This is a genomic window from Mycobacterium sp. IDUB_24, assembly GCF_055419385.1.
Genome location: NZ_JBVAXO010000006.1, coordinates 13,557 through 32,708, shown reverse-complemented (window position 1 = coordinate 32,708; position 19,152 = coordinate 13,557). Strand labels below are relative to the sequence as shown.

General features: G+C 65.1%; 21 protein-coding genes. 9 read left to right on the top strand and 12 right to left on the bottom strand.

Annotated elements, in window-relative coordinates; all coding sequences use genetic code 11:
* Positions 1-2: 2 nt before the first annotated feature.
* Together ACZYZF_RS20485 and ACZYZF_RS20480 are read right to left on the bottom strand one after the other, a co-directional pair.
* Positions 3-326, bottom strand: a complete 324-nt coding sequence (locus ACZYZF_RS20485) for a hypothetical protein (protein WP_463836646.1) — start codon at positions 324-326, stop codon at positions 3-5.
* A complete protein-coding gene (locus ACZYZF_RS20480; RefSeq protein WP_463836645.1) occupies positions 323-1,600 on the bottom strand; it encodes an aromatic ring-hydroxylating oxygenase subunit alpha in 1,278 nt (425 codons plus the stop codon). The genes ACZYZF_RS20485 and ACZYZF_RS20480 overlap by 4 nt, the downstream gene beginning before the upstream one ends.
* Before the next feature lie 106 nt (positions 1,601-1,706).
* Here ACZYZF_RS20480 and ACZYZF_RS20475 point away from each other — a divergent pair, with 106 nt between their 5' ends.
* On the top strand, positions 1,707-2,627 hold the full coding sequence (locus ACZYZF_RS20475) for a LysR family transcriptional regulator (protein WP_463836644.1): 921 nt from the start codon (positions 1,707-1,709) through the stop codon (positions 2,625-2,627).
* A 66-nt stretch (positions 2,628-2,693) separates the two neighbouring features.
* Here the strand turns inward: ACZYZF_RS20475 and ACZYZF_RS20470 are convergent, their stop codons facing one another.
* Positions 2,694-3,866, bottom strand: a complete 1,173-nt coding sequence (locus ACZYZF_RS20470; protein WP_463836643.1) for a spirocyclase AveC family protein — start codon at positions 3,864-3,866, stop codon at positions 2,694-2,696.
* Positions 3,867-4,062: 196 nt separating this feature from the next.
* Between ACZYZF_RS20470 and ACZYZF_RS20465 the strand changes: the two genes are divergently transcribed.
* On the top strand, positions 4,063-5,298 hold the full coding sequence (locus tag ACZYZF_RS20465) for a cytochrome P450 (protein WP_463836642.1): 1,236 nt from the start codon (positions 4,063-4,065) through the stop codon (positions 5,296-5,298).
* A 16-nt stretch (positions 5,299-5,314) separates the two neighbouring features.
* On the opposite strand, the gene ACZYZF_RS20460 is transcribed toward ACZYZF_RS20465, so the two are convergent.
* From ACZYZF_RS20460 to ACZYZF_RS20450, 3 genes are all read right to left on the bottom strand, one after another.
* Positions 5,315-6,169 (bottom strand): TIGR02569 family protein, encoded by an 855-nt coding sequence (locus ACZYZF_RS20460; protein ID WP_463744582.1) that lies wholly within the window; start codon positions 6,167-6,169, stop codon positions 5,315-5,317.
* A 36-nt stretch (positions 6,170-6,205) separates the two neighbouring features.
* Entirely contained in the window at positions 6,206-7,384 is a 1,179-nt protein-coding gene (gene moeZ / locus ACZYZF_RS20455) for an adenylyltransferase/sulfurtransferase MoeZ (RefSeq protein ID WP_088304606.1), read from the bottom strand.
* Between the two features lie 183 nt (positions 7,385-7,567).
* A complete protein-coding gene (locus ACZYZF_RS20450) occupies positions 7,568-8,605 on the bottom strand; it encodes a DUF3152 domain-containing protein (RefSeq protein ID WP_463744583.1) in 1,038 nt (345 codons plus the stop codon).
* A 199-nt stretch (positions 8,606-8,804) separates the two neighbouring features.
* Here ACZYZF_RS20450 and ACZYZF_RS20445 point away from each other — a divergent pair, with 199 nt between their 5' ends.
* The gene (locus ACZYZF_RS20445; RefSeq protein ID WP_463744584.1) at positions 8,805-9,461 is read left to right on the top strand and encodes a TetR/AcrR family transcriptional regulator; all 657 of its coding nucleotides are present in this window, start codon (positions 8,805-8,807) and stop codon (positions 9,459-9,461) included.
* On the opposite strand, the gene ACZYZF_RS20440 is transcribed toward ACZYZF_RS20445, so the two are convergent.
* Complete coding sequence (locus tag ACZYZF_RS20440; protein ID WP_463744585.1) at positions 9,458-9,718, bottom strand: DUF3107 domain-containing protein; 261 nt, start codon at positions 9,716-9,718, stop codon at positions 9,458-9,460. The two genes, ACZYZF_RS20445 and ACZYZF_RS20440, sit on opposite strands and share 4 nt — an antisense overlap.
* Positions 9,719-9,949: 231 nt before the next feature.
* Here ACZYZF_RS20440 and ACZYZF_RS20435 point away from each other — a divergent pair, with 231 nt between their 5' ends.
* A complete protein-coding gene (locus ACZYZF_RS20435; protein ID WP_463744586.1) occupies positions 9,950-10,720 on the top strand; it encodes an MmpS family transport accessory protein in 771 nt (256 codons plus the stop codon).
* Positions 10,721-10,757: 37 nt separating this feature from the next.
* Here ACZYZF_RS20435 and ACZYZF_RS20430 read toward each other — a convergent pair whose 3' ends face one another.
* Positions 10,758-11,456, bottom strand: coding sequence for a ferritin-like fold-containing protein (locus tag ACZYZF_RS20430; protein ID WP_463744587.1), 699 nt, complete (start codon positions 11,454-11,456; stop codon positions 10,758-10,760).
* A gap of 295 nt (positions 11,457-11,751) precedes the next feature.
* Here ACZYZF_RS20430 and ACZYZF_RS20425 point away from each other — a divergent pair, with 295 nt between their 5' ends.
* Both ACZYZF_RS20425 and ACZYZF_RS20420 read left to right on the top strand, forming a co-directional pair.
* The gene (locus ACZYZF_RS20425) at positions 11,752-13,269 is read left to right on the top strand and encodes a DEAD/DEAH box helicase (protein ID WP_463744588.1); all 1,518 of its coding nucleotides are present in this window, start codon (positions 11,752-11,754) and stop codon (positions 13,267-13,269) included.
* Between the two features lie 27 nt (positions 13,270-13,296).
* On the top strand, positions 13,297-14,523 hold the full coding sequence (locus tag ACZYZF_RS20420) for an Rv3212 family protein (RefSeq protein WP_463744589.1): 1,227 nt from the start codon (positions 13,297-13,299) through the stop codon (positions 14,521-14,523).
* Positions 14,524-14,535: 12 nt separating this feature from the next.
* On the opposite strand, the gene ACZYZF_RS20415 is transcribed toward ACZYZF_RS20420, so the two are convergent.
* Both ACZYZF_RS20415 and ACZYZF_RS20410 read right to left on the bottom strand, forming a co-directional pair.
* Positions 14,536-15,237, bottom strand: coding sequence for a PP2C family protein-serine/threonine phosphatase (locus ACZYZF_RS20415; RefSeq protein WP_463744590.1), 702 nt, complete (start codon positions 15,235-15,237; stop codon positions 14,536-14,538).
* Positions 15,238-15,245: 8 nt separating this feature from the next.
* A complete protein-coding gene (locus tag ACZYZF_RS20410; RefSeq protein ID WP_463744591.1) occupies positions 15,246-16,073 on the bottom strand; it encodes a ParA family protein in 828 nt (275 codons plus the stop codon).
* Between the two features lie 28 nt (positions 16,074-16,101).
* Between ACZYZF_RS20410 and ACZYZF_RS20405 the strand changes: the two genes are divergently transcribed.
* From ACZYZF_RS20405 to ACZYZF_RS20395, 3 genes are read left to right on the top strand one after another with little or no spacing between them, the layout of a single operon-like run.
* Complete coding sequence (locus ACZYZF_RS20405; RefSeq protein ID WP_463744592.1) at positions 16,102-16,713, top strand: acid phosphatase; 612 nt, start codon at positions 16,102-16,104, stop codon at positions 16,711-16,713.
* Entirely contained in the window at positions 16,698-17,795 is a 1,098-nt protein-coding gene (locus ACZYZF_RS20400; RefSeq protein WP_463744593.1) for an isochorismate synthase, read from the top strand. Before ACZYZF_RS20405 ends, ACZYZF_RS20400 begins: the two co-directional genes overlap by 16 nt.
* On the top strand, positions 17,792-18,280 hold the full coding sequence (locus tag ACZYZF_RS20395) for an N-acetyltransferase family protein (protein WP_463744594.1): 489 nt from the start codon (positions 17,792-17,794) through the stop codon (positions 18,278-18,280). Before ACZYZF_RS20400 ends, ACZYZF_RS20395 begins: the two co-directional genes overlap by 4 nt.
* Here the strand turns inward: ACZYZF_RS20395 and ACZYZF_RS20390 are convergent.
* The gene (locus tag ACZYZF_RS20390) at positions 18,277-18,654 is read right to left on the bottom strand and encodes a hypothetical protein (protein ID WP_463744595.1); all 378 of its coding nucleotides are present in this window, start codon (positions 18,652-18,654) and stop codon (positions 18,277-18,279) included. The two genes, ACZYZF_RS20395 and ACZYZF_RS20390, sit on opposite strands and share 4 nt — an antisense overlap.
* A complete protein-coding gene (aroQ, locus tag ACZYZF_RS20385; protein ID WP_463744596.1) occupies positions 18,651-19,091 on the bottom strand; it encodes a type II 3-dehydroquinate dehydratase in 441 nt (146 codons plus the stop codon). Before aroQ ends, ACZYZF_RS20390 begins: the two co-directional genes overlap by 4 nt.
* Between the last annotated feature and the right edge of the window lie 61 nt (positions 19,092-19,152).

The following is a 19,152-nucleotide window of genomic DNA, read 5'->3' as shown; positions in this document are numbered from 1 at the left end:
GTTCAGCTGACTCTCGTGAGAATGGTATTGGCCGAATGTTTTACGCGAGGTTGCCTCCACAACTCGACCGCAAGCGAAACGGTGATCAGCGAGTACAGCAGGTTACGAAGATTGGCCACGTCCTCTGGGAGTGGTTCGGCATAGTCGAACTTGTCGATGTAGGCGACCGCTTCCTCGGCGTGGGGAAACACCTGGTCGTAGAACGCCTGAATCTCGTCCATGGAACTGTTCACGCGCTTCACATAACGCTCGTGTCCGTCTTCGATGGACCAGTCGGCCACGAGATGTTCGAGTTGCGAGAACTCAGGTGGCAGTGCGGTGTTCATCGGCCCGCCCTCTCGCCGGCCTCGACATAATCGCCGACCACCTTGTGCAGATGACGCAGCAGGATTTCCTCGTCGTTCATCGTGAAGTGGGTCAGAGCGCCGCTGTTGAGCATCGCCTGCAATCCTTCAGATGGGCTGGCGTCTTCCAGGATGATGTCGTTGAGGAACGTCACCGTCAGCTCCTGACCCAGCCGTTCCTTGTGCGTGGTCGGCGGCTGGTAATACATCTCGGTTTCGAAGATGTGGGAGTGCGGCCCGGTGGGCCAATGGGTGTGGATCGTGTAGCCGGAGGCGCCGAAGATCAGAATGAAGTTGGGGAAGAACTGATACGAGTCGAAGCCGTATTTCTCGGAGCGGGTGGGATTGAGCCCCGACGGCAGCGGCCCGCGATCGGCGCGCTTGTTCCACGGTCCGGCAGCGCTGGCTTCCATCACACATTCGATGGGCTTGGAGTACGGAGTCTTCTGCGATGGTTCGCCGGCGAACGAGTACGTCCGGTGCGGACCGTTGAGCCGGTAGGACAAGGCATCGGTAAACGGGTTCGGCTGATCGAACGCTTCCCTGGCTTCCGCCGTGACCGCCCCGAACGACGAGGCGTGGAGATACGGGCCGTGGTAGCTCTCGGCGAAGCCATCGAGGAAGATCTTCCAGTTGCATTGCAACTCGGCGTTGAATCGGTAGACCTGGTGCGGCCCGGCAAAGGGATAGCCTTCGATGCCATGCGCGAGGTCGCCGAGGTAGTCCCGCACCGACTCGGTGTTGTCGGGGTTGAGATTGACGAAGATGAAGCCTTCCCAGACTTCGCATTGAATCGCAGGCACCCGGCAGCTGTCGGCATCAAAATCCAGGAGGAGATCCTTCCTCGTGGCTGAGTGCAGCGAGCCGTCGAGCTTGTAGCGCCAGCCGTGGAAGCGGCAGTACAGCAGTGGCGCGCGGCCCTCTACCTCCCGGAAAGGGTCGTCCTCCCACAACATTTTGTTGCCGCGGTGTGGACAGACGTTGTGCAGGGCCCGGACCGCGCCGTCCTTGCCCCGCACGACGATGATCGAAGTGTTGAGGAATTTCAGTTCGCGGGTGAAGTAGCTGCCCGACTTGAGTATTCGCTCGACCCGCCCCATGTAGAGCCAAGTCTTCTTGAAGACGTGCTCACGTTCCTTCTCGTAGAACTCCACGGAGACGCAGTCTTCAAGGGAAACCGGACCACGACCCAGTTCCGGATACGCGTCTGTCCAATGCCCGCTTGCCGGCTTTGTGACCAGGGCTTCAGTACTCACGAGAGGGCTCCCATCAGGCCTAGGGGTCGAACGTAGCACTTGACAAATGCGCCCAGAAAGGGCCGAAAGCGCAACAGGCTGTTGCATATCTGGAACACTCACCGCCGTGGAGCAGAGCCTTCCTTTTGACGTGGACGCGCTGCTGATATTCGGCAAGGTGGTCGAATGCCGCAGTTTGTCGAAAGCGTCCGCGTTGCTCGGCATGCCCAAATCGACGGTCAGTCGCAAGCTCAGCAAGTTGGAGGCCGATCTCGGCATCAAACTGCTGCGCATGAACACCCATCAGCTGACGGTCACCGACCTCGGCAAGAAGATCTACGACCACGGGGCGAAGATCCTCACCGAGGCCAACAACGTTCGTGCGTTGGTCGAAAGCAGTAGGCAAGAGCCACAGGGTGAGCTGCGGGTTGCCATGCCGGTCTTTGTCGGCACTGACTATGCGTCCCGGGTGGGGGCGTCGTTCCTACAGCGGTATCCCCACTCTCGGCTCGACATTCAGCTGGTCGACGACATGGTCCACCCGATCACTGACGGATTCGACGTGGTGTTCGGAATCGGACCGCTGCAGGATTCGACACTGATCTCGCGGAAGGTCTTCAGTCTTGAACTGTTCCTGTGCGCCTCACCGGATTTCGTACAACAGTTGGCTGAGCCACTTACCGTTCCGGCACAACTGAACTCACTGCCGTTCATTGACTTCGGCTTTCGCGACGCCCAACGCAAGCTCACGGTTGCCAGGCACAAGCGCCGTCACGAGCTCGCGCCCGCGGTCCGCGCTCGTGCCAACAGCTTTCAAGTTTGCAAGCAGTACATCCTTCATGGGCTGGGAGTCGGCGCGATGCCCAACCAGATCATCTGCACCAACGAGCTGCGCGATGGCAGCATCGTGCCTGTCCTACCGGGGTGGGACCTCGAGCCCCTGGACGTGCACATGGTCTACCCCTTTCAGCTGTCCTTTTCCACCCTCATCAGCGCGTTCTATGACGCCGCCTGCGAAATCATCGTCGAGAATTCAGCGCGGGAGTGAGGACAGCTCCGGATCGACCACTCCATGATCCACGTCGGTCCAGTCGATTGCGGCGGCGACTGGCGCTCAGTTTGCGCCCTCGATCGGCACCGTCTTCGGAAACTCAGCGCCGTCGGGCAACACGAATTCGCCGTCGATGTTGACATAGCCAGAGTGTTTGGAGGGCAACGGAAGAACGTGGTCAGGGCAAGGCCGATCGGTCCCGTCGCCGCACAGGCCACCGTTGAGGTAGGAGCGCTTGAGGTGATCCTCGGGCCAAGGGTCGGACTGCGTGCCGATCCACATCGCAGGGATGTTGTAGAACACGAAGAAGCACGCGCTGACCGCACCGAAGATCGCCAAGAAGCGGACGATCTGCTGCTTCACGACTCCGCCGCGGATCTGGTCGAGTCCGCGCTCGGCAATGGTCCGGCCACGATCGTCGGTGAAGTAGCGCAGACAGCACAGGGCTGCCTGGACACCGCCCCACATCAGCCCTTCGTAAATCGGCCACTGGTAGTAGTGGCCGGCGTTGATCGAGAGCGACTGGATCGCACCGGGATAGGTGAACAGCCCGCTGGGCAGAAGGATGCAGCCCTCCATGACGAAGTCGAAGACAATGGCGATCGCGTAGGTCACGAGGATCAGCCGACTATTGCTGATGCCAGGCCAACGCGCTTTGATCTTGCGCATGACCCAACATCCGGCGATGGTGATCAGGACCATTCCGCCCAGGTAGCCCGCCACATTCGACAGGAGGGGTTCGGGCACCTGATGGCCCGGTTCCTCCGGCGACACCCATCCGGGGATGTTCGATGACCAGGCGCCCCGATTCCACAGCCAGGTGTTGTAGGTACACCACGTGTTGACGTAGTTCAGTAGCGGATCCTGGAAAAACATCAAGCCCATCGACACCATCAGCATGCCGTCCAAGGTGATTCGGCGCTCGCGGCGCCACGGCCTGATGAGGAACCACCAGATACTGACCGGCAGGAGCACCAGGAGAACGACGGTGTTCGCTGTCAGCACCACCTTCATCAAGGTGGGCGGATCGGTTGGCCCGGCGTGCACGCGCTCGAAATACGGCCCGGTGATCCACCGGATCCACACGTACACCTGAAAGGCCAGGATCGCGCCGCCGAGGACGGCCCAGATAAGGACCGGCTTCACCTTCTCCTGCGCCTCGACGCCGAGATTCGGTGCACCACTTCGTACCTCGGTGAGAATGCGTGGATTCTTCCTGCCTGACAGATCGCTCACTACACGGCCCCTTCCCAGATCGTTGACCTTCAGCACTCACCTTGGCGTGATGTGGACATGCAGATCGACGCGGTACATGTCGGCCATGAAATTACCCTTGATCAGTGGATAACTGTTGCGATTGGTAGAATGGCATTCTACATTGTAGTGCTTATGAACGAGAACCGGCCGCACTGTGCTGGCCGAGGCGCTGCGTATGAGTAGGTCAACCGTTGATGCCGCCGCCAACGTGCTGGCAGATCCGACCGCCCACACCGATCATTCCCGACTGCACGCCGCGTTGGCGCATCTGCGCGCGAACGCCCCGGTGGCGTGGGTGGATGTGCCCGGTTACCACCCCTTCTGGGCGATCACGAAACATGCCGACGTGACCGAGATCGAGCGTGCCAACACTCTTTTCACGAATTCGCCCCGACCGATGTTGGGAACCGCCGAATCCGATGAGGTCCACGCGCAGGCGGGTGTCAGCTCCTTGGTGCACCTTGACGGCGACCAACACCGCAAGGTGCGGGCGATCGCCGCGGAATGGTTCCGGCCAAAGGCAATGCGCGCCATGCAGGCCCGAATCGGCGAACTGGCGAAGGTCTACGTCGACGAGATGCGCGCAGCCGGAGGTAATTGCGATTTCGTTCAGCGGGTCGCAGTCAACTACCCGTTGTACGTGATCATGTCCCTACTCGGACTGCCGGAATCTGACTTCCCGTTCCTCTTGAAGTTGACGCAGGAGTTGTTCGGAAGCAACGACGACGAGTACAAACGCGGCACCCGAGCGCAAGACAACCTGCCCGCTCTGATGGAGATGTTCGAGTACTTCACGGCATTGACCGCAGCGCGCCGCAAGAATCCGACAGAGGACTTGGCCTCGACCATCGCCAATGCCCGCATCGACGGTGAGCTACTCAGCGACATCGAGACACTGTCCTACTACCTGATCATTGCCACTGCTGGGCACGACACCACCAGTGCGACGATTTCTGGTGGCTTACGCGCTCTCATCGAGAATCCAGACCAGCGCGCTGTATTGCGCGACGACATGAGTGCAATGCCGCTGGCCGTCGAGGAGATGACCCGCTGGGTCACCCCGGTCACCGCATTCATGCGGACCGCCGTGAAGGACACCATGATTCACGACGTAGCCATCGCAGCGGGAGAATCTGTGCTCCTGTCCTACGTATCGGCCAACCGCGATGAAGACGTCTTCGTGGAGCCATTCCGATTCGATGTCAGGCGCGATCCGAACCGGCATCTGGCATTTGGCCACGGCGTTCACTTCTGTTTAGGTGCGGCCTTGGCCCGCATGGAGATTCACAGCTTCTTCAGCGAACTTCTCCCCCGGCTGACCTCGGTGGAACTGACCGGCCGACCCGAACTGCTGGCCACAACTTTCGTCGGCGGGCTCAAACACCTTCCGATCAGCTACACGCTCACTTGACCGCGAGAGAAGGGAGCTAAAGGATCAGCCGGATGAGCGCAGCCGTGCGCGCCAGGCCAGGGAAGGCCGCGGCGGTGGATCGCGGGTGCAGCGCGTGTACGGCCAGGCGGAACATCAACGCCCGCAACAACATCTGCGGCCATTCGGGCAGCGACTGCCACCGCTCGACCAATCCGTCATCGGCGTCGCCCCAGGACAGCGCGTCGATCACCACCACGCCTGCGGCCCACGGAGCAGGCCGCCAGTAGGGGGTGATGTCGGTGATTCCAGGCGCGGCCGTTCCGGCGAAAAGCACTGTGCCGTAAAGGTCACCGTGGACCAGTTGACTCGCGCTCTTGGTCGGCCTGCGCAGGCCGGCCAACTGATTGATCAGCTCGACCGAGCGCTGGCCATCCGACGACCCGGGCGAGACCCTGGCGCCGGGCGGCAACGAATGCAGCGGCCGGTCCTCCCAGGCCGCCCGGTCGGCGGCAATGAACACGTCGACGTCGGCCCATGGCGCGACGGGCGGTTGGGTGAGGAAGCGTGGTCGCTCCAATTTCGCGGTGGCCTCATGCAACCGGACCGCGGCCGACACCACCTCGTCGTGACGGGGCTCGGGCGTGCCGGCGACGAAGGTGTCGGCACGCCACCCGGCGACCACGTAGCGTCCGTCCGTCGAGCGGACCGGGCGGGCCAGCCGCACGCCGTCGATGAACAGCGATTCCCGAACCTTGGCCGACCACGCCGCACGGGCGTGCTCGGGCACCATCGACATCACCACTTCGCCGCAGCGCCAGCCACCCTCCCAGCCTGAGCCGAGCGGTACCGGGCGTACCCCGGACAGGCCGAACGCCGCCAGCACATGTTCCGGCGGCCGTTCCACAGTCACAGCCTCAGCCTAAGGTGTTGACCGGCAAACCAGTCGTCAGTACATCACCATGTCGGGCTCGAGTTGCTTGGCCCAGGCCACAATTCCGCCCTGCAGGTGCACCGCGTCGGAAAATCCGGCCTTCTTGACGATGGCGAGCACCTCTGCGGACCGTATTCCGGTTTTGCAGTACAGCACCGGTGTTCGGTCCACCGGGAGCTTGGCCAATGCGTCACCCGATTCGAACGTCGGCTTCGGGATGAGCTCGGCGCCCTCGATGTGATTGATATCCCACTCGACGGGCTCGCGGACATCGATCAGCGCCAACGGTTTCCCGGAGTCGATGAGTTCCTTGAGCTCCAGCGGGGTGACCGTCGATCCGGCAGCGGCCTCGGCAGCAGCGTCCGACACCACGCCGCAGAACGCCTCGTAATCGATCAACTCGGTGATCTTGGGAGTCGCCGGGTCTTTGCGGATTCGGATGGTGCGGTAGGTCATGTCCAGCGCGTCGTACACCATCAGCCGGCCGAGCAGTGGCTCGCCGATTCCCGTGATGAGCTTGATTGCCTCGGTACCCATCACCGACGCGATCGAGGCGCACAGGATGCCCAGCACCCCGCCTTCGGCGCACGAGGGCACCATGCCCGGTGGCGGCGGCTCGGGATAGAGGTCGCGGTAGTTCAGGCCCAGCCCGTCGGGGGCGTCCTCCCAGAACACCGACACCTGGCCTTCGAACCGGTAGATCGAACCCCATACGTAGGGCTTGCCGGCCAGCACCGCGGCGTCGTTGACCAGATATCGGGTGGCGAAGTTGTCGGTGCCGTCCAGGATCAGGTCGTACTGGCTGAACAGCTCCACCGCATTGTCGGGTTCCAACCGGAACTCATGCAGATTCACCGTCACCAGCGGGTTGATCTCCAGAACCGAATCCCTGGCGCTCTGCGCCTTGGACCGGCCGATGTCGGACTGCCCGTGGATGATCTGCCGCTGCAGGTTGGACTCGTCGACCACGTCGAACTCGACGATGCCGATGGTGCCCACCCCCGCCGCAGCCAGGTAGAGCAAGGTCGGTGAGCCGAGCCCACCGGCCCCGATCACCAGCACCTTGGCGTTCTTCAGCCGCTTCTGCCCGATCACACCGACGTCCGGAATGATCAGGTGCCGGCTGTAGCGCGTCACCTCTTCACGCGTCAGCTCGGCGGCCGGCTCGACCAACGGCGGTAACGACACGTCCAAATTCGCGGACACCGGATGTCTCCTCAGTTTTTCTGGTCAGTTCATCGTCCCAGCTGCTCGTACACACAACGGTAATCCGGTGCCGATGCTTCCCGTGCTCCGGCTACCGCGATCGTGCGCACCAGCTATCCGCTACGGGTCTCGATGCCCACTCGCCCGGAGAATCCACCTCGGCGGCAGCGGTCAGGCGATCGGGTACGGCCAGGGGTTGAATTTGCAGGTCAGGCCGTCGGCCTTGACCGTTCCGGGGTCGAACTTGGCGGCGTCGTCGTTCGAGGTGGAGAACGTCTGCTGCATCATGATCGGCGCCAGCTTTCCGTTGCCCTCACAGGCCTCGTGCCGCTGGTATCCGATGGCGTGACCAACCTCATGGTTGATCAGGTACTGGCGGTAGGACCCGATGTCCCCCTGGAACGGCACCGCGCCGCGTACCCAGCGGGCCTCGTTGACGAAGACCCGGGGCTGATGCCCGTCGAACGACGGGTTGTAGCACGACGATTCCAGCTCGATGTCGTAGCCACAGCCCTCCCGGACTGTCATCGGGGAGGTCAGCGACACCCGGAAATCGGGTTCGACACCGCTGGTCTCGTCCACCCGGGTGAAGGCGAACAGACCGTTGTGCGTCCAGCTCTTCGGATTGGCCAGGGTCTCGCTGACCATCCGGCCGAAACCTTCGTCACCGCCGAACGAGGTGGTGTCCACACCGTCCTCGACCTCGACGGTGTAGGTGAACGACTTCGTGGTGCCCTCACCGATCTTGGGGGCGGCCCCCGGAACGATCCGCCAGGTCCGGGTCCCGGCCTCGGTGAACTGGCCGCCGGCAGGCAGAATCCCGGTCGGCAGGTTCGCGTCGAACTGGGTCAGGCCCTTGGGCGGCGCGCCGATGATCGAGGTGGAGGCCACGTCGATGGTGGGCGGGCCCTGCACCGGGCCCTCTTCTTCCTGGGCGGACTGCGAGACGCTCGTGCCGGTGACGGTCTGGTACATCACCACCACGGTCAGCACGATGAGCACCGGCAACGCATACGCGCGCCAGCCGTACGTGGACACGAAACGGCCGATCCAAGTCTGCTTACGCCACTGCTGGTGGTCGTCCCGATTGGATCTGGCGCGTCCTGAATCAGCGGCAATCGGATCGCGCTGAGCGCGGAGCGGCTCCCGCCACTCATTGCGCAGCGCCGGGACACGGCCACCCCCGCGACGTCCCGGGTCGTAGGTCACGGGACCAGAATGGCACAGACTCCTGTGGATCGGTTCTGAGCGCAGCTATGCCGTGACCTCGCCGGTGTCATTTCGAAATCCATGCCCGTTTCGCATCGACCGCGCGGCAGCAGTGCGCGTCACGGTAGTAGTGTCGGTGCGATCAGCGGCTCGGATGAACATGTCCAAGTGCGCCAGAGGAATACAGATTGAGGACCTGATGAGCGATCTCGCCAACACCGCCGAGAGGAGAGGCGACAAGCCGCCGACCGGTGGTCGACGCGGCAACCGCCTGCCTCGTGATGAACGGCGGGGACAGCTGTTGGCAGCCGCCAGCGAGGTTTTCGTCGAACGTGGGTACCACGCGGCGGGGATGGACGAGATCGCGGACCGCGCAGGTGTGAGCAAACCTGTTCTGTACCAACACTTCTCGTCGAAGCTCGAGTTGTATCTGGCAGTACTGCAACGCCACGTCGACAACCTGGTGTCCGGTGTGCGCCAAGCCCTGCGCACCACCACCGACAACCGGCAGCGGCTGCGCGCCGCGGTCGAGGCGTTCTTCGATTTCATCGAGCATGACAGCCAGGGGTACCGGCTGATCTTCGAGAACGACTACGTCAGCGAGCCGCAGGTGGCGTCTCAGGTGAAGGTGGCGACCGAGGCCTGCACCGACGCGGTGTTTGATCTGATCAGCCGCGATTCCGGCCTGGAGGCGCACCGCGCCAGGATGATCGCGGTCGGATTGGTGGCGATCAGCGTCGACTCGGCGCGATACTGGCTGACCAATGACCGGCCGATCGACCGGAATACCGCCGTGGATGGCACGGTGCAGTTCGCCTGGGGCGGACTGTCACACGTGCCACTCACCCGGTCCTAGACCGCTGGGGCGGATGCTCCGGCAGATTCCACACCAATCCCGAAGCCGACCCGGCGCACGTCAGCGGCGCCGATCTCGACATAGGCGATCCGGCTGTTCTGCACCAGAAACCGCCGGCCCTTCTCATCGGTCAACGCCAGCACACCCGACTCCTTGGCGAGTGCGTCGTTGACCTGCTGCTCCACCTCGGTGGGTGTCTGCGCGCTGTTGAAGGTCAGCTCGCGAGGGCTGTCCGTGACACCGATTTTGACCTCCACGCTGGACCCTTCTTTCTTTCTCACAACGTTTGTCGACTTCCCTGAGCAGGCTAGTGGACAGCCGAGCCCGCCCGCCGCGAGCGGGGCTGGACCGGAGGTACGCCGTGCGCGAAACACAGATACCGAACCGAGTCCGGACCGTGACCGACACGAACCGAGCTCGACCTCATCTGTCACTTCCGCCTCGATAGCATCAGTTTCGATATTGGACGAGACGACTGGGACAGCCGCATGACCAGGCATTATTCGCCGTATGACACCACTCCGACCGAGCGCTTCGGGGACCACCCTTATGAGCCGGGCGGGTACTCCGGCCATGCCCCCGAGGGCTACGCCCCCGACCCGGGGACCGACTACTCGGCCGATTACGACAACTACGACGCGGATTACGACGACGAGGTCACGTTCTACGAGGACCCCATCGACCGGCGCTGGATCTGGGTGGCCGGCGTGGCCGGCGCGATCCTGCTGGTCGCGGTGATCTGCACCGTGGTGATCCTCGGCGGCGGGGACAGCGGTTCGGTATCGGCCGGCCTCACCTCCCCATCGGCGACACAGACCACCCAACCGGCCCAGGACGCGACCTCCAAGCCGGTCCCGCCGCGCGCCGCACCGACGGCACCGCTCTCCCCCGAAACCGTGACCACCGTGACTCCGTCGCCCAGTGCCACCGCGGCGCCCGTGCCCGCCGCCCCGCCGGCTGAAGCGGCCCCGCCCGCAGCCACGGTGAGCCCGAACACCATCACGTACCGGGTTACCGGCAACCGGCAGCTCATCGACCTGGTGACGATCGTCTACACCGATGCGCAGGGCGCACTGCAGACCGACATCAATGTTGCACTGCCCTGGGCCAAGACCGTGGTGCTCAATCCCGGTGTCCAGCTCAAGTCGGTGACCGCGACGAGCGTCGCCGGTCAGCTCAACTGCTCGATCACCGACGCATCGGGCGCCGTGATCGTCGCGCAGGCCAACAACACGATGATCACCACCTGCACGCAGTAGCGGAAACCAAGCAGTGACGGACTGGGTCAGGCGGGTACTACGCCAGGCCCAGTTCCTGCATCCGGGACTGGTGGGTGTTCTGCAGCCGGCCGAAGAACTCGGCCAACTGGGTGAGACCCTCACCGCTGGACATGACCAAGTCGACGAGTTCGTCATGATCGGCCAGGACGAACTGCGCCTGGGTAACGGCCTCGCCGAGCAGACGACGCGCCCACAGCGCCAGCCGGTGCCGCTGACGGTCGCTGGCCGTGACGGCCGCGCGCACCTCGGCGACGACGAACTGCGAGTGCCCGGTTTCGGACAGCACCGAGCGCACCACGCCGGCCACGTCCTCCGGCAACGCATCAGCGATCTCCAGGTAGAAGTCCGCGGCCAGCGCATCGCCGATGTAGGTCTTGACCAACGCCTCCAGCCAGGTGCTGGGGGTGGTCATCCGGTGATAGTTCTCCAGCGCCGAGGCGTACTTCGTCATCGCCGGAACGACGTCAACTCCCCTGTGTTCCAACGCATCCCGCAACAACTCATAGTGACCCATCTCAGCCGCGGCCATACTCGCCAAGTTGATCCGGCCACGCAGATTCGGCGCCATGCGTGCCTCGTCGGTAAGCCGGTAGAACGCGGCGACCTCGCCGTAGGCCAGCACCGCGAACAGCTCGTTGACCCCGGGATGGTCCGCAGTCACGCCAGCCTCGACCGGTTCGACGATCCGTTCCGCGGCAGGCTGAGGCGAATTCATGAGGCCAACTCTAGACGCCGCTGGGACACCGTGATCTGCTGGCAAATCGGCCGATATCCCGCGACCAGCTACAATGGCATCTGGTAACCGCTTCGAGCCGACTATTTTCGGCCCCCGAACCGCTACCAGGAAATGTGCGTGCACGCAGTTGGCCCGCCCCTGTGGAGCTGGGCCCAGCGGATCGGCAGCGCCGACGGATACGACCGTATCCGGGCGAACCCGACCGCTTCACCGTCAAACTCGTGTGCGCTGGATGCCCATGAGGTTTGACAGTGAAAGGCCACCTCCACCCACCATGACTCATCTGAATAAAACGTTTGCCGAACTCGGCGTCCGCGACGAAATCGTCCGTGCACTGTCTGAAGAAGGCATCGAACACCCCTTTGCCATCCAAGAACTGACCCTCCCGCTGGCACTGGCCGGCGACGATCTGATCGGTCAGGCCCGCACCGGTATGGGCAAGACCTATGCCTTCGGGATCCCGCTGCTGCATCGCATCTCCACCGATGCGACCCGCCCGCTCAACGGCACCCCCCGGGCCCTGATCGTCGTGCCCACCCGTGAGCTCTGCATCCAGGTCTATGGCGATCTCGCCGGAGCGGCTCGCCATTTGATGGTGGACGCTGACACCGGCGCCAAGCGGAAATTCTCCGTGACGTCGATCTACGGCGGCCGGCCCTACGAGTCCCAGATCGAGGCACTGCGCAAGGGCGTCGACGTCGTCGTCGGCACCCCGGGCCGGCTGCTCGACCTGGCCCAGCAGGGCCACCTGCAGCTGGGCGGACTGTCCGTGCTGGTGCTCGACGAAGCCGACGAGATGCTTGATCTGGGCTTCCTACCCGACATCGAGCGCATTCTGCGGCTGACCCCCGACGACCGGCAGTCAATGCTGTTCTCGGCCACCATGCCGGACCCGATCATCACGCTGGCCCGCACGTTCATGAACCAGCCGACCCACATCCGGGCCGAGGCCCCGCACTCGGCGGCCACCCACGACACCACCGAACAGTTCGCCTACCGGGCCCATGCCCTGGACAAGTCGGAGCTGGTGAGCCGGATCCTGCAGGCCGACGGCCGCGGCGCCACGATGATCTTCACCCGCACCAAGCGCACCGCGCAGAAGGTGTCCGACGAACTCGCCGAGCGCGGATTCAAGGTCGACGCCGTGCACGGCGACCTGGGCCAGGGCGCCCGCGAGAAGGCACTTAAGTCGTTCCGCACGGGAACCGTCGACGTTCTGGTCGCCACCGATGTCGCGGCACGCGGTATCGACATCGACGACGTCACGCACGTCATCAACTACCAGTGCCCCGAGGACGAGCAGGCCTACGTGCACCGCATCGGCCGCACCGGCCGGGCCGGCAAGACCGGTGTCGCCATCACCCTGGTCGACTGGGACGAACTGACCCGCTGGGAGACGATCGACAAGGCGCTCAACCTGGGTTGCCCTGATCCCGCTGAAACCTATTCCAGCTCGCCGCATATCTATGAGGAGCTGGGTATCCCGAGCGACGTGACCGGCCGGATCGGTGAAGCGCGCAAGCCTGTGGCCAAGCGCAGTGCCGACGAGAAGCGCATCTCCTCGGCGGACTCCGAGGGCCGGCCGGCCAAGACCAGGTCCCGCAACCGTCGCCGTACCCGCGGTGGTGAGGCAGGCACCGGGCATCCCGAAGGCGCCGCAGCCGCGGCTCCGGAGGTCACCGATTCCGCACCGGTGACCGAGTCGGCAGACACCGCCGACGACGTGTCGTCCGCCGGACGGCGCCGACGTCGGCGCCGTCCCCGCAAGACCGAGACCGCAACGGCCGGCTGACCGGCTCACGCCAGGCAAGACCGGTCAGTGGTCAAACCCGAACGCCGCACCCGCGGCGACATCGCTGCCGCGGCGGCAATCGTCGCGATCGTCGCACTGGCGGCCGGCCTGATCTGGTGGACCAGTGACGCGCGGGCAACCATCAGCAGACCCGCTGCCGCACCCGTTCCCTACCTGACGCCGGCCCACGAGATTCCGGCCGGTCTGCAGCAGCTGTGGGCGGCCGGCAGCCCGAAGACCACTCAGCCTGTGCTCGCCGGCGGCTCGGTGGTGACCGCCGATGGTTCCACCGTCGAAGGCCGCGATCCCGTCAGCGGCGCAGTTCTGTGGAGCTATGCCCGCGACCTCGAACTGTGCGGCGTGACGTCGGTGTACCAGTACGCGGTCGCGGTGTATCCCGATGTTCGCGGCTGCGGACAGGTCAGCACGGTCGACGGCAAGTCCGGCACGCGTGGACCCGCCCGCACCGCCTACGCCGACCCCGAGGTGCAGCTGTCGTCCGACGGCTCCACGGTGCTCTCCGCCGGGGACAGTCGCCTCGAGCTGTGGCGCTCGGACATGGTCCGGATGCTGTCCTACGGTGCGCTGGACGCCCGCATCAAGCCCGACGTGCCGGCCTCGCCGGTTTGCCGCCAGCTGTCGGCGGCCGCGAGTTCCTCGGCGGTCTCGGTGCTGGAATCGTGCCCGAAGAGCAAGTTCGTCAGGTTGACGCTGCTGCGTCCGGCCGACGAAGAAGACACTCCCGACGTGCGCTACGTCGAACTGCAGGACATCACAGACGAATCCGGGGCCAAGGTGATCGCGGTGTCAGGCACCACCACCGCGGTGTACCTGCCCACGCCGAGGCCGATGGTCAACGTCATCGACGAGACCGGAAAGACGCTCGCCAGCCTGCCGCTGGCCAAGCCGGCGGCGCCGCAGTCGACCACCACCCGCGCCGGAGACCTGATCACCTGGTGGACCGGCGACTCGGTGCTGGTCTTCAGCACCACCGGCGGCTCCGGCCTCCAGTACAAGTTCACCGTCACCCCGTCGGGACCGCACCTTCCGGTCGGACCCGCCACGGTGATGGCCGGCCAGCTGCTGGTTCCGGTCAGCGACGGTTACGACGTCTTCGATCAAGCAACCGGGGCCGGCCGGCGCCACATCGCCCTGCCGCGCACACCGAGCGTGTCACCGGTGGTGCCGGCGGTGGCCGGGGACACCGTGCTCGAACAACGCGGCACGCAACTCGTGGCCCTCGGCGCGACCTGACCCGGGCGGGGCTCAGCCGATATCGATCACGATCACCGTGGTGTTGTCACTGCCGCCTGCGTCGTTGGCGACCTGGACCAGCCGCTGCGCCGCGACCTCAGGCTCGTCGGTTGCGGCCGCGCTCAGAATATCGGCATCCTCGGCTCCGGCGAACAGTCCGTCACTGCTGATCAACAACCGGTCTCCGGGACGGCAGTCCAGATCGAACAGATCGGGCCGGATGACCGGACCGATACCGAGCGCCCGGGTCAGCAGATGGCGGTGCGGGTGGAAGCGGGCCTCCTCGCGGGTGATCTCACCGGCACGCACCAACTCGCCGGAAACACTGTGGTCGTTGGTCAGCTGGCTCATGACGCCATCGCGAATCCGGTTCAGCGGCGAATCCCCGATGTTGACGGCCAGCGGCCCGCCCTGATCTTCGCCGAAGACTGCCACCACGGTCAGCGTTGTGCCCGAACTGGTGCCCGATGCGCTGACATGCGCGAAAACCTGTTCGTTGGCCTGCTGGACCGCGCCGATCAACCCGTCGCGGTCAGGTGCGGCGGCGAAACCGGCGGCCAGCGCCTCCACCGCGATCCGGCTGGCGTGATCACCGTCGGGACCGAAACCGTCGGCCACCGCGTACAGAATGCCGTCGGCGAGCAGAGAATCCTGGTTGCTGGCCCGCACCGGACCCTGGTCGGTGGCCGTCGCGGACCGTAACACCGAAGCCATGGCTGTACCTACACCACCTCAGGTGTGAATGTCGGCAGCTTCTTGCCGGACTTCCAGTGTTTGAGCAGGGCCTGGGCCAGCTCGCGATAGGCCAGCCCACCTTTGCTCTTGCGGCCGGCCAGCACCGAGGATCCCGATGCGCTGGCCTCGGCGAACCGGACCGTACGCGGGATCGGCGGGGCCAGCACCGGCAGCTCGTACCGGTCCGCGACATCGAGCAGTACGTCACGACTGTGGGTGGTGCGCGAATCGTAGAGCGTGGGCAGCGCGCCCAGCAGCGTCAGTTCGGGATTGGTGATCTGCTGCACGTCGGAAATCGTGCGCATGAACTGGCCCACGCCACGGTGCGCCAGGGTTTCACACTGCAGCGGCACGATCACCTCGTTCGCGGCCGTCAGACCGTTGAGCGTCAGCACGCCCAGTGACGGCGGGCAATCGATGATCACGACGTCGAAATCGGATTCGACCTTGGCCAGGGCCCGTTTGAGTGCATACTCCCGCCCGGCCCGCATCAGCAGCATGGCTTCGGATCCGGCCAGATCGATGTTGGCCGGCAGCAGCGTCATCCCCTCGGCCGTCTCGACCAGCGCGGCCCCCGGCTCGACGTCGCCGAGCAGTACCTCGTGTACCGACACCGGTAGTTTGTCCGGGTCGTGGCCCAATGAAAACGTCAGACAGCCTTGCGGATCCAGATCGACGAGTAGAACCCGCCTGCCTTGCTCGGACATCGCCGCACCCAGCGACGCCACCGTCGTCGTCTTGGCTACCCCACCCTTTTGATTGGCGACCGCTAATACTCGAGTCACACCTTCATCCAAGCACGCTCCCGGCGGCATTGCCGGTACGTGCGGCAGAATCGCCGGTGTGAGCGACCGCCTGCACCGCCTGATCCTGCTCCGCCACGGCGAGACCGAGTGGTCGGCCATCGGCAGGCACACCGGCCGCACCGAACAGGACCTGACCGAAACCGGGCGGGAACAGGCCGTCCTGGCCCGCCCGGCACTCGCCGAACTGCAGTTGACCGACCCGCTGGTGATCAGCAGCCCGCGGCGCCGCGCGCTGGACACCGCCGAGCTGGCCGGCCTGCATGTCGACGAGGTCAACCCGATGCTGGCCGAGTGGGATTACGGCGACTACGAGGGACTGACGACTCCGCAGATTCGCGAGAATGTGCCCGACTGGCTGGTGTGGACTCACGGTTGTCCGGGAGGTGAGTCCGTGGCGCAGGTGAGCATCCGTGCGGATCGGGCTGTCGCGTTGGGGCTGGAACATCTGCCCACCCGGGACGTCGTGTTCGTCGGGCACGGGCACTTCTCCCGCGCGATGTTGACCCGGTGGGCGGAACTGCCGGTGTCCGAGGGCATCCGACTCTCGATGGTGCCCGCTTCGCTGGCCGTGTGCGGGTTCGAGCATGGCGTGCGCCAGATCACCGCGCTCGGGCTGACCGGTCACCCCAACCCGTGTCTGTCGCAGTGAACCCGTCGTTCGTGTTGGCCGGGCCGAACGGGGCGGTCCTGGCCGAGGGCGTACGCGCCGGATTCTCCGACCTCACCGACGCACAGGCAGCGCTGCGCTCTGGAACACCAATTGTGCTGGGCGCGTTGCCATTCGATCCGACTGCACCGGCCGCCCTGTATGAACCCGACACGGTCCGGTTCACCGACGCGCTGCCCGAATGGCCCGTGAACCCGCCCCCGACGGTAGTGGAGCGCGAAACTCTGCCACCGGGATCGGTGCACCGCGAGCGGGTGGCCGAGGCGATCCGACGCCTGCGGGATCCACAAATCCCGATCGACAAGGTGGTGCTGGCCCGTGCTCTGCGCCTGACCGCCGATTCACCGTGGGACGCGCGGGCCGTGTTACGCCGACTGGCCGACGCCGATCCGGCCGCCACGGTGTACCTGGCGGATCTGTCCGCGGCGGGCGAAGCCCACGCCGGCACGGTGCTGGTGGGCGCGAGCCCTGAATTGCTGGTGGCGCGCGAGGGCGAGATGGTGATCTGCCAGCCGTTCGCCGGGTCGGCACCACGATCGCCCGATCCGGAGGTCGACGCGGCCAACGCGGCCGCGCTGGCCGCCTCGGCGAAGAACCGGCACGAGCACCAACTGGTGGTCGACATGATGCGTCAGGCGCTGGAGCCACTGTGCGTGGACCTGCAGATCGCCGAGGAGCCCGAGCTGCACGGCACCGACGCACTGTGGCACCTGAGCACCCCGGTGATCGGTCGGCTACGCGAAAAGCGCACCACCGCAATCGATCTCGCGCTGTCTCTGCACCCGACCCCGGCCGTCGGCGGAGTTCCGACCGACCGCGCCGCCACGCTGATCGGCGAACTGGAGGGCGACCGCGGGTTCTACGCGGGCGCCGTTGGCTGGTGCGACAGCAGCGGCGACGGACGCTGGGTGGTGTCGATCCGTTGTGCGGTGTTGTCCGCGGATCGATACACGGCACTGGCCAGCGCCGGCGGCGGTATTGTCGCCGAATCCGATCCCGACGACGAAGTCGACGAGACCACCACGAAATTCAGAACCATCCTGACTGGGCTAGGGGCGACATGAGCGAGTTGATCCGCCGGGCGCGGCCCGGCGACGAAGTCGAGATCACCGCGATGATCCGCGAGTTGGCTGAGTTCGAACGAGCCTCCGACGAGTGCACCGTCACCGAAAAGCAGATGCACACAGCCCTTTTCGGTGAGCGACCGGTGGCCTACGCACACATGCTGGAGGTCGACGGGCAGGTTGCCGCGACCGCGGTGTGGTTCCTGAACTTCTCCACCTGGGACGGCGTCGCCGGGCTCTACCTCGAGGACCTCTACGTGCGTCCGGCCTTCCGGCGCCGCGGTCTGGCCCGAAAGCTGTTGTCCGCCTTGGCTGCCGAATGTGTCGAACACGGCTACACCCGGATGACCTGGGCGGTGCTGAACTGGAACGTCAACGCCATCGCGCTGTACGACGCCGTGGGCGGCAAGCCGCAGACGGAGTGGACCACCTACCGGGTATCGGGCCCCGAGCTCTCGACGCTGGCTGCCGAGCGACTCGGCTAGCTGCGTCCGGTGATCCAGTCCACCGAGGACGGGCTGAACAGCAACCCCAGGGTCACGAGGGCGAGCAGCCCGACGAGCACGCCGTACACCACGTGGTGCGAGGTGATCACGTACCAGGCCACCGGCAGCAACAGCAGGTTGGTGAGCACCGAGATCCCCCGGCCCCAGCGTCGTGCCGTGATCAGCGCCCAGCCGCCGGCGAGCACCCCACCACCGATCAACACGAACCAGATCGCCGTGCCGTAACCGCTGACGATGTGCTGGTCCGCACCGCCCAACGCGCGCACCAGGAGCACGACCGCCATGATCAGCGCGGCGATTCCTTCGGCGGCGGTCAGAAAACCCGCATACCGGATTGAAGGAGGCTGGATCACGAGAGCCGCTCCGCCAGGTAGCGCACCGCGTACTCGTATCCGGCCGGACCGGCGCCGGCGATCACCACCTGGGCGACGGCCGACACGTAGGAGTGATGCCGGAACGACTCCCGGGTGTGGATGTTGCTCAGGTGAATCTCGACCACGGGCAGGTCGGCGGCGCTGAGCGCATCGCGGATCGCCACCGAGGTGTGGCTGTAGGCCGCGGGATTGATGATGATGCCGACGCAGTCCTGTCGGGCCGCCTGGATGGCGTCGACCAGCGCACCCTCGTGATTGCTCTGCACGGCGCGGACCTCGAAGCCCAACCCGGCGGCCAGCTCGGCCACCCGCTGCTCGATCTGAGCCAGCGTGGTGGACCCGTAGATCTCGGGCTGCCGGGTGCCCAGCAGGTTGAGATTCGGTCCGTTGACGAGCAACAATCGGCGTTCGGTCACCTTCAGTACGGTACCGGCCGGTTCACGACGTCGAGATCGACACCAGGGTCGTGGTTGGGCA

Coding starts and splice junctions, on each gene's coding strand:
- ACZYZF_RS20485 (WP_463836646.1), bottom strand. CDS start 326: ATGAACACCGCACTGCCACCTGAGTTCTCGCAACTCGAACATCTCGTG.
- ACZYZF_RS20465 (WP_463836642.1), top strand. CDS start 4,063: ATGAGTAGGTCAACCGTTGATGCCGCCGCCAACGTGCTGGCAGATCCG.
- ACZYZF_RS20445 (WP_463744584.1), top strand. CDS start 8,805: ATGAGCGATCTCGCCAACACCGCCGAGAGGAGAGGCGACAAGCCGCCG.
- ACZYZF_RS20435 (WP_463744586.1), top strand. CDS start 9,950: ATGACCAGGCATTATTCGCCGTATGACACCACTCCGACCGAGCGCTTC.
- ACZYZF_RS20430 (WP_463744587.1), bottom strand. CDS start 11,456: ATGAATTCGCCTCAGCCTGCCGCGGAACGGATCGTCGAACCGGTCGAG.
- ACZYZF_RS20425 (WP_463744588.1), top strand. CDS start 11,752: ATGACTCATCTGAATAAAACGTTTGCCGAACTCGGCGTCCGCGACGAA.
- ACZYZF_RS20415 (WP_463744590.1), bottom strand. CDS start 15,237: ATGGCTTCGGTGTTACGGTCCGCGACGGCCACCGACCAGGGTCCGGTG.
- ACZYZF_RS20410 (WP_463744591.1), bottom strand. CDS start 16,073: ATGCCGCCGGGAGCGTGCTTGGATGAAGGTGTGACTCGAGTATTAGCG.
- ACZYZF_RS20395 (WP_463744594.1), top strand. CDS start 17,792: ATGAGCGAGTTGATCCGCCGGGCGCGGCCCGGCGACGAAGTCGAGATC.